The organism is Rahnella sp. RcJ3 (assembly GCF_009498575.1).
Lineage (GTDB): Bacteria > Pseudomonadota > Gammaproteobacteria > Enterobacterales > Enterobacteriaceae > Rahnella > Rahnella aceris.
In genome coordinates, this window is record NZ_QSNX01000026.1 from 41,239 (window position 1) to 50,423 (window position 9,185).

General features: G+C 52.8%; 8 protein-coding genes, 1 tRNA gene and 1 pseudogene. 9 read left to right on the plus strand and 1 reads right to left on the minus strand.

Features of this window, described 5'->3' with window-relative positions:
* The first annotated feature begins 166 nt into the window (after positions 1 to 166).
* Positions 167 to 433 (plus strand): FAD assembly factor SdhE, encoded by a 267-nt coding sequence (gene sdhE, locus DXU84_RS22600; RefSeq protein ID WP_037035260.1) that lies wholly within the window; start codon positions 167 to 169, stop codon positions 431 to 433.
* Entirely contained in the window at positions 414 to 866 is a 453-nt protein-coding gene (locus DXU84_RS22605; RefSeq protein WP_112198031.1) for a protein YgfX, read from the plus strand. Before sdhE ends, DXU84_RS22605 begins: the two co-directional genes overlap by 20 nt.
* Before the next feature lie 45 nt (positions 867 to 911).
* Here DXU84_RS22605 and fldB read toward each other — a convergent pair whose 3' ends face one another.
* Positions 912 to 1,430 (minus strand): flavodoxin FldB, encoded by a 519-nt coding sequence (fldB, locus tag DXU84_RS22610; protein ID WP_013574110.1) that lies wholly within the window; start codon positions 1,428 to 1,430, stop codon positions 912 to 914.
* Positions 1,431 to 1,529: 99 nt separating this feature from the next.
* Here fldB and xerD point away from each other — a divergent pair, with 99 nt between their 5' ends.
* The 7 genes and pseudogenes from xerD to DXU84_RS22645 form a co-directional block, all read left to right on the plus strand.
* On the plus strand, positions 1,530 to 2,489 hold the full coding sequence (gene xerD / locus DXU84_RS22615) for a site-specific tyrosine recombinase XerD (protein WP_072012276.1): 960 nt from the start codon (positions 1,530 to 1,532) through the stop codon (positions 2,487 to 2,489).
* 25 nt (positions 2,490 to 2,514) lie between these two features.
* Positions 2,515 to 3,234, plus strand: a complete 720-nt coding sequence (gene dsbC, locus DXU84_RS22620) for a bifunctional protein-disulfide isomerase/oxidoreductase DsbC (protein WP_013574112.1) — start codon at positions 2,515 to 2,517, stop codon at positions 3,232 to 3,234.
* Positions 3,235 to 3,240: 6 nt separating this feature from the next.
* Complete coding sequence (gene recJ / locus DXU84_RS22625; RefSeq protein WP_370461821.1) at positions 3,241 to 4,974, plus strand: single-stranded-DNA-specific exonuclease RecJ; 1,734 nt, start codon at positions 3,241 to 3,243, stop codon at positions 4,972 to 4,974.
* A gap of 130 nt (positions 4,975 to 5,104) precedes the next feature.
* Positions 5,105 to 6,203, plus strand: a protein-coding gene (prfB, locus tag DXU84_RS22630) for a peptide chain release factor 2 (protein ID WP_013574114.1) whose coding sequence is annotated in 2 segments (ribosomal slippage) — positions 5,105 to 5,179 and positions 5,181 to 6,203 — 1,098 coding nt in all. Because the reading frame shifts where the segments join, the coding sequence is not laid out codon by codon here.
* 9 nt (positions 6,204 to 6,212) lie between these two features.
* Positions 6,213 to 7,742 carry a lysine--tRNA ligase gene (lysS, locus tag DXU84_RS22635; RefSeq protein ID WP_013574115.1) on the plus strand — a complete coding sequence of 510 codons (1,530 nt, stop codon included), beginning with the start codon at positions 6,213 to 6,215 and terminating at the stop codon, positions 7,740 to 7,742.
* 151 nt (positions 7,743 to 7,893) lie between these two features.
* Positions 7,894 to 7,967: transfer RNA gene (locus DXU84_RS22640), tRNA-Gly, on the plus strand.
* Positions 7,968 to 8,131: 164 nt separating this feature from the next.
* Positions 8,132 to 9,115: pseudogene (locus DXU84_RS22645) on the plus strand (tyrosine-type recombinase/integrase); the annotation flags it as partial.
* Positions 9,116 to 9,185 lie beyond the last annotated feature (70 nt).

Genomic DNA, 9,185 nt, shown 5'->3' on the forward strand with positions numbered 1-9,185 from the left:
AAACGACAGGTTTGCATCAGGTTTTCCAGCACATCACAGAGATTGACAAAACAGGGCACTGAAAAGTTACGCCCCTGCGCAACGGGCTGTTAGAATCGCTTTCTATATAAAAGAATTCTCATTCTGTATCCTAAAAAAGAGTCTTGTTATGGAAAGCAAAAACCAACTGGATATTAATAATCGTTCCCGCGTTCACTGGGCCTGCCGTCGTGGCATGCGCGAGCTGGATATCTCCATCATGCCGTTCTTCGAATATGAATATGATTCGCTGAGCGAGACCGATAAAGAAGTATTTGTCCGCTTGCTGACCTGTGATGATCCGGATCTGTTCAACTGGCTGATGAATCACGGCGAACCGAAAGACACCGAATTGCAGCGTATGGTCGCCCTTATTCAGACTCGAAACAAAGCCCGTGGCCCTGTGGCGATGTGATCTCAGGGTGTCCTGGCGCAGTCAGCTTATTTCACTGGGATGTTACGGTGCAGTGATGTTGCTGATTTTGCTGGCACCCTGGCCTGCGGGTTACTGGCCGGTATGGATGACGTTGCTTTTGCTGGTGTTGTTTGAATGCATCCGCAGCCAGCGGCGTATTACAGCACGCACAGGTGAAATGATCCTGCTCGAGGATGACCGTCTTTTATGGCGCGGCCATGAATGGCAGATTAAACAGCCGGTATGGATGATAAGCCACGGCGTACTGCTCTCGCTTCGTCGCGAAAAACGTAAAGGCGGGCTGGCGCAGGCGATGCGCAGTTCAAGGCAGCGGTTATGGCTGGCGTCGGACAGCATGAGTCTGGAAGAGTGGCGGCGGTTGCGACAGATATTGCTCAGTGGCACTCCGCGTAGCCCGGTAAAACCGGGCTGAGAGGGGCATGTCCATGGAAGGCTGACGCCGTGTTCTTATGCTGCGTTAAAGCAGGGCGTCCATTTCCAGCAGGATCTGTTCGCACCATTGTTGCAGGCGCTCTTCGGTGAGATCGAACTGGTTCACATCATCCAGAGCCAGCCCGACGAAATGCTTGCCGTCCGCACTCAGCGGTTTCGGGCTGGTAAACTCAAAGCCTTCTGTCGGCCAGAAACCAATGAAATGCACACCAAGGGGAACCAGCTGATGATAAAGCATGCCGAGCGCGTCAAGGAACCATTCGCCGTAGCCGAGTTGGTCGCCCATGCCGTACATGGCGACGATTTTGCCGCGTAGTTTCAGCGTTGGGAGTTGATTCCAGACCGCTTCCCAGTCTTCCTGGATTTCGCCAAAATCCCATGTCGGGATGCCCAGGATCAGGATGTTGTAATCTTCCATTCTGTCGGGATCAACATCTTTTATGTTATGCAAATCAACCAGTTCTTCGCCCAAAATATCGCGGATTTTTTCCGCTGCCATTTCGGTATAACAGGTGCTGGAACCGTAGAAAAGTCCGATCTTCATACTTGCTGCCATAACGTTATCAGAATACGAATGGCAGCCAGTGTAGCAGATTTGGGCGCATGAAAGGCATAATGGCCGTCGTGAGTAAGAGGAGTCGGGATGCCAAAACAAGATAATGCGAATCCTCAGGATGTTACGCCTGAGCCGGTGACACCAGCGGTTAATGAGGCCGATCAGAGCCTGACTGAGCAGTTTCTGGATATGCTCTGGATTGAGCGCAATCTCGCGGAAAATACGCTGTCATCCTACCGTCAGGATCTGAAATCATTGCTGGGCTGGCTGCATCATAACAATACCGATCTCCTGCATGTCAGCGCCGAAGATTTACAGTTGTTCCTCTCCGAGCGCATTGAGGGCGGATACAAAGCCACCAGCTCAGCACGATTACTTAGCGCGATGCGTCGCCTCTTTCAGTACATGAACCGTGAGTCCGTGCGTCAGGATGACCCGACCGCGCTGTTGTCTTCGCCTAAATTACCGCAACGCCTGCCGAAAGATCTCAGTGAGGCGCAGGTAGACGCATTGCTGGCGTCACCGAGTGTCGATGTGCCTCTTGAACTGCGTGATAAAGCCATGCTGGAGCTGCTTTACGCCACCGGTTTGCGTGTTTCGGAACTGGTCGGGCTGACGCTCAGTGATCTGAGCCTGCGCCAGGGTGTGGTGCGGGTTATCGGTAAAGGCAACAAAGAACGGCTGGTGCCGATGGGCGAAGAAGCCGTGTACTGGATCGAAAATTATTTCGAACACGGCAGGCCGTGGCTGCTGAACGGACAATCGCTGGATATCGTGTTCCCCAGCAACCGGGCGCAGCAAATGACACGCCAGACGTTCTGGCATCGCATCAAACACTATGCGATTCTTGCGGGCATTGATGCAGAGCGGTTGTCTCCCCACGTTCTGCGCCACGCTTTCGCCACCCACTTATTGAATCACGGTGCGGATCTGCGCGTCGTGCAAATGTTGTTAGGTCACAGTGACTTATCGACCACACAAATCTATACCCATGTAGCGACTGAACGACTCAAACTGCTACATCAACAACATCATCCCCGTGCATAACAGGCCGGAGAAAAAGGACGACATGATGAAAAAAGGTTTAATGCTGCTGACACTTCTGGCTGCGTGTATGAGCTCCGCGGTCCATGCTGATGAAGCAGCAATCAAAGCCACGCTGGGCAAACTGGGCATGAGCCATGCCGACATCCAGCCATCGCCGGTAACCGGCCTGAGTGCGGTTTCTACCGACAGCGGCACCCTTTACATTACCGACGACGGCAAACACGTTTTGCAAGGCCCGCTGTATGACGTCAGCGGCAGCCATCCGGTTAACGTCACCAACAAAGCGCTGGTGAAGAAGATGGATGCGTTACAAAACGAGATGATCATTTATAAAGCCAAAAACGAAAAGCATGTGATCACGGTGTTTACCGATATCACCTGCGGCTATTGCCACAAGCTGCACCAGCAGATACAGGACTATAACGATCTTGGCATAACCATCCGTTATCTGGCCTTCCCGCGTCAGGGGCTGAATTCCAAAACCGAGAAAGACATGCAATCTATCTGGTGTACAGGCAACCGCAAAACCAACTTTGATGCGGCAATGCGCGGCGATGACATCACGCCAGCAACCTGTAAAACCAGTGATATTGCGAAGCAATTTGAGCTGGGCGTTCAGTTCGGCGTAACAGGCACTCCGGCCATCGTGCTGGCAGACGGAACTTTGATCCCTGGTTATCAGCCGCCGAAAGAAATGGCTGCCATGCTCGACCAGCAGGATCCTTCACATAAAACCGGTGGTTGATTTTTCGTGACCTTGCAGACTCAACTTCGCCGTCGTGAGGCGGCGACTGGCGTGGATCTTCCCGCCGAACTCGCCCCGCTGTTACGCCGGCTGTATCTCGCCCGCGGTGTGACACAAAGCCAGGAGCTGGAGCGCGGCGTGCGCGGTATGCTGCCTTATCAGCAGCTTGATGGCATTGATACCGCCGTTGCCTTGCTGCAAAAAGCGCTGGCTGAGCGTCTGCGCATAATTATCGTTGGCGACTTCGATGCCGATGGCGCGACCAGTACGGCGCTGACGTTGCTTTCCTTGCGCAGCATGGGCTGCGGTAATCTGGATTATCTGGTGCCGAACCGTTTTGAAGACGGTTATGGTCTCAGCCCGGAAGTGGTTGAACAGGCGGCGTCGCGCGGTGCAGAGTTGATCCTCACCGTCGATAACGGCATTTCTTCTCACGCGGGCGTGACGCTCGCCCATGAAAAAGGCATTCAGGTGCTGATCACCGATCACCACTTGCCGGGCGAAATATTGCCGGATGCCGAAGCGATCATTAACCCGAATCTGGTCGGTTGCGAGTTTCCGTCCAAATCGCTGGCGGGTGTCGGTGTGGCGTTTTATCTGATGCTGGCGCTGCGCAGTGCATTACGCGAAAGTGGCTGGTTTGAACAAAACGGTCTGGCGATCCCCAATCTCGCGGAGCATCTGGATCTGGTGGCGCTCGGCACGGTAGCGGACGTCGTGCCGCTTGATACCAACAATCGCATCATGGTGTATCAGGGGCTGAACCGCATTCGTGCCGGAAAATGCCGTGCGGGGATCCGCGCGTTGCTGGAAGTGGCCGGGCGAGAAGCCCGTACGCTGTGCGCCAGTGATTTAGGTTTTGCGCTTGGACCACGGCTGAATGCCGCCGGACGTCTTGATGATATGTCGGTTGGCGTGGCGCTGTTACTCAGTGAAGACATCGGTCAGGCGCGTGCGCTGGCAAGCGATCTGGATGCGCTGAACCAGACCCGCCGTGAGATAGAGCAGGGCATGCAGGTCGAAGCGCTGGCGCTGTGTGACAAGCTGGAAAGCAGTACCGACGCGCTGCCGTTCGGGCTGGCGATGTATCATCCTGAGTGGCATCAGGGCGTGGTCGGCATTCTGGCATCACGTCTGAAAGAGCGTTTTAATCGCCCGGTGATTGCGTTCGCACCGGCGGGTGAGGGCATTCTGAAAGGATCCGGTCGTTCGATTGCCGGATTGCATATGCGCGATGCGCTGGAACGTCTCGATACGCTTAATCCCGGTCTGATGATGAAATTCGGCGGACACGCGATGGCAGCCGGTTTGTCGCTGGAAGAGAGCAAGTTCGACGAATTTCGTGATCGTTTCGCTGCACTGGTCGGTGAATGGCTGGATCCTTCGCATCTGGAAGGTGTGGTCTGGTCGGATGGCGAGCTGTCGGCCCGTGAACTGACGATTGATACGGCTGAAATGCTGCGCGACGGCGGCCCGTGGGGACAGGCGTTCCCGGAACCGACCTTTGACGGCAGGTTCCGTATCCTGCAACAGAAACTGCTGAAAGAGCGTCATCTCAAGCTGATGATTGAACCCGTCGGCGGCGGTCCGTTGCTCGATGGTATTGCTTTTAATATCGATCCGACTTTCTGGCCGGACAGCAGCATCCGCGAAGTGCAACTGGCCTACCGGCTGGATATCAATGAATTTCGGGGAAATCGCAGCGTTCAGTTGATTATCGAACATTTATGGCCGAAATAAGCGATTTACGCCGGTAATAAACCCTGCAAAAAAACGGCTCCTTGCTATAAAAAGACCGCTAATTCCGTTAGAATCTGCGGTTCGAATGGCATTGGGCCAACTCCGAATCTAACGTAAGACGCGAAAAATCATGTTTGAAATTAATCCGGTTAAAAACCGCATTCAGGACCTGTCCGAGCGGACAGTCGTTCTTCGGGGGTATCTTTGACTATGATGCCAAGAAAGAACGCCTCGAAGAAGTAAACGCCGAGCTGGAACAGCCGGACGTCTGGAACGAGCCAGAACGCGCGCAGGCGCTGGGCAAAGAACGTTCCTCACTGGAAGCTATTGTTGAAACCATCGATGAGTTGTTGCAGGGCGCGGAAGATGTGACCGGCCTGCTGGAACTGGCGGTAGAAGCCGACGATGAAGACACTTTCAATGAAACGGTTGCCGAACTCGACGTACTGACCGCCAAACTGGAACAGCTTGAATTCCGCCGCATGTTCTCCGGTGAATACGACAGCGCGAGCTGCTATCTCGATATCCAGGCTGGTTCCGGTGGTACGGAAGCCCAGGACTGGGCGAGCATGTTGCTGCGTATGTATTTGCGTTGGGCAGAAGCCAAAGGTTTCAAAACTGAAGTTATTGAAGAATCTGACGGTGAAGTCGCTGGCCTGAAATCCGCGACTATCAAGATCATCGGTGATTATGCGTTTGGCTGGCTGCGTACGGAAACCGGCGTTCATCGCCTGGTGCGTAAAAGCCCGTTTGATTCCGGCGGTCGTCGCCATACCTCGTTCAGTTCCGCGTTTGTGTATCCGGAAGTGGATGACGACATCGAAATCGAAATTAACCCTGCCGACCTGCGTATCGACGTATACCGTGCGTCCGGTGCGGGTGGTCAGCACGTCAACAAAACGGAATCTGCGGTACGTATTACCCACCTTCCGACCAACATTGTGACCCAGTGTCAGAACGACCGCTCCCAGCATAAAAACAAAGATCAGGCCATGAAGCAGATGCGTGCGAAGCTTTATGAGTATGAGATGCAAAAGAAAAATGCGGACAAGCAGCAGCTGGAAGACACCAAGTCTGACATCGGCTGGGGCAGCCAGATTCGTTCTTACGTGCTGGATGATTCCCGTATTAAAGATTTACGCACGGGCGTCGAAACGCGAAATACGCAGGCCGTACTGGATGGCGACCTGGATAAATTCATTGAGGCAAGTTTGAAAGCCGGGTTATGAGGAACCAAAATGTCTGAGCAACAACCAGCAGCGCAAAGCGCAGAAAACGTACCAGATCTTAACAACGAGCTGAAATCTCGTCGTGAGAAGCTGGCTTTACTGCGCGAATCCGGTATCGCTTTCCCTAACGATTTCCGTCGTGACAGCATCTCTGATGAATTGCATGCGAAATATGGCGAAAAGACCAACGAAGAACTGGAAGCATTAAACATCGAAGTCACCGTGGGTGGCCGTATGATGACCCGCCGTATTATGGGCAAGGCATCTTTCGTGACCCTGCAGGATGTCGGTGGCCGTATCCAGCTTTACGTTGCGCGTGATGACCTCGCAGAAGGCATCTACAACGAGCAATTCAAGAAATGGGATCTGGGCGATATCCTGGGTGCGACCGGTAAACTGTTCAAAACCAAGACCGGCGAACTGTCGATCCATTGTTCTGAACTGCGTCTGCTGACCAAAGCACTGCGTCCGTTGCCGGACAAATTCCACGGCTTGCAGGATCAGGAAGCGCGTTACCGTCAGCGTTATCTCGACCTGATCGCTAACGAAGATTCCCGTAAGACCTTCAAAATCCGTTCTCAGATCATGTCTGGTATCCGCAGCTTTATGGTGGAAAACGGCTTCATGGAAGTCGAAACCCCGATGATGCAGGTGATCCCTGGCGGCGCGGCGGCGCGTCCGTTCATCACTCACCACAATGCGCTCGATATCGACATGTACCTGCGTATCGCGCCGGAACTGTATCTGAAGCGTCTGGTTGTCGGTGGCTTCGATCGCGTGTTCGAAATCAACCGTAACTTCCGTAACGAAGGCGTTTCTCCGCGTCACAACCCAGAGTTCACCATGATGGAACTCTACATGGCGTACGCGGATTACAAAGACCTGATCGTTCTGACCGAGACTCTGTTCCGCACCCTGACTGAATCCGTTCTGGGCAGCAGCGTTGTGCAGTACGGCGACCAGACTTTCGATTTCGGCAAGCCTTTCGCCAAGCTGACCATGCGTGAAGCGATTTGCAAATACCGTCCGGAAACCAACGTTGCGGATCTCGACGATCTGGCAAAAGCGACCGCTATCGCAGAATCACTCGGTATCAAAATCGAGAAGAGCTGGGGTCTGGGCCGTATCGTGACCGAGATCTTCGAAGAAACCGCCGAAGCACAGCTGATCCAGCCAACCTTCATTACCGAGTACCCGGCAGAGGTTTCTCCGCTGGCGCGCCGTAATGACGTGAACCCTGAAATCACTGACCGTTTCGAGTTCTTCATCGGTGGCCGTGAAATCGGTAATGGTTTCTCTGAGCTGAACGACGCAGAAGACCAGGCACAGCGCTTTGCTGATCAGGTTTCTGCGAAAGATGCAGGCGACGACGAAGCGATGTTCTACGACGAAGACTACGTGACAGCGCTGGAACATGGCCTGCCACCGACTGCGGGTCTGGGTATTGGTATCGACCGTATGGTTATGCTGTTCACCAACAGCCACACCATCCGCGACGTTATCCTGTTCCCGGCAATGCGTCCGCAGACACAGAAATAAGTTTTCCTCAGAAACACCAAAAGGGCGCTCCGGCGCCCTTTTTCATGCCACAGATCACGGCATATGCTAACTGCTTAAAACTCCAGCGCTTATCCGCAATCACGTCTTGCTCCGCCGTCGTAACCGGTTATAATGCCAGTCGCACACCGATGCGGGTGTAGTTCAATGGTAGAACGAGAGCTTCCCAAGCTCTATACGAGGGTTCGATTCCCTTCACCCGCTCCAAAAGTACTTCCCGGACCTTCCGTAAGTATCCGAAAAAACCAATAAAATCAAATGAATTAGCCGGTTTTCAGTCCGCTAGCGTCCGAGCTCATCCCTTGAAAGCCAGTGTCTGATGTGTATATGATCGCGTATAGTTTTTCTATACACACGGATTCCTATACACAATGCCTCTGACAGAGCTACAAATTAAAAAGGCTAAGCCCACAGAAAAGCCTTACACCCTGAGCGATGGTCTGGGTTTATCCCTTCTTGTTGAGCCCAACGGTAGTAAAGCTTGGCGTTTTCGCTATCGTTTTGACGGTAAACCCAAAATGCTGTCATTAGGAACCTATGAGCACGTTTCCCTGGCTGATGCGCGACAAAGGCGTGATGAATCTCGTCGACTGGTTGCATCAGGTGTTAATCCAAGCACATTGAGGAAAGAGCAGAAAGCCGCAAAAACTCTTTCAGCAACTAACACCTTTGAAGCGATTACCCGTGAATGGTATGAGCATCGTTATGACCGTTGGTCGGCATCATACCGAACTGAGATGATGGATACCTTTGAGAAAGATGTATTTCCGTATCTTGGTTTTCGTCCTATAGCAGAAATTAAGCCTTTAGAGCTTTTGGCAATGCTTAGACAGGTAGAAAGCAGGGGAGCTACAGAGAAAGTACGCAAGGTGCGCCAGAGGTGTGGTGAGGTTTTCCGTTACGCTATTATCACTGGTCGCGCCGAGTACAATCCCGCGCCGGATCTCGCCTCAGCGATGAAACCCCATAAGGCCAATAATTATGCACATCTGGCCGCACATGAATTACCTGAGTTCTTAAGTGAGTTAAACGCTTATACCGGCAGTGTGATCACCAAAATTGCGACCCAGCTACTAATTCTCACTGGATTACGCCCAGGTGAAGTACGTAGGGCGCAATGGTCAGAAATCGACATGGAGAATGAGGTGTGGGAAGTACCCGTCGAGCATATGAAAATGGGGCGTCCTCATTTGGTGCCGTTATCTAAACAGGCCATCGGCTTACTTGAACAAATCAGAATCGTGACTGGCCGTTATGAACACATTTTCCCTGGGCGAGACTTTAGAAAACCCATCAGTGAGGCCTCTATAAACCAGGTGATGAAACGCATTGGTTACAATGACCTGCTCCCAGGATTAGATACAACCGTCAGTTAGTAATGTCGGTTTGTTTACCTTCACATTTTCCATTTCGCCACCGTGCTGC

Coding starts and splice junctions, on each gene's coding strand:
- fldB (WP_013574110.1), bottom strand. CDS start 1,430: ATGAAGATCGGACTTTTCTACGGTTCCAGCACCTGTTATACCGAAATG.
- xerD (WP_072012276.1), top strand. CDS start 1,530: ATGCCAAAACAAGATAATGCGAATCCTCAGGATGTTACGCCTGAGCCG.
- dsbC (WP_013574112.1), top strand. CDS start 2,515: ATGAAAAAAGGTTTAATGCTGCTGACACTTCTGGCTGCGTGTATGAGC.
- lysS (WP_013574115.1), top strand. CDS start 6,213: ATGTCTGAGCAACAACCAGCAGCGCAAAGCGCAGAAAACGTACCAGAT.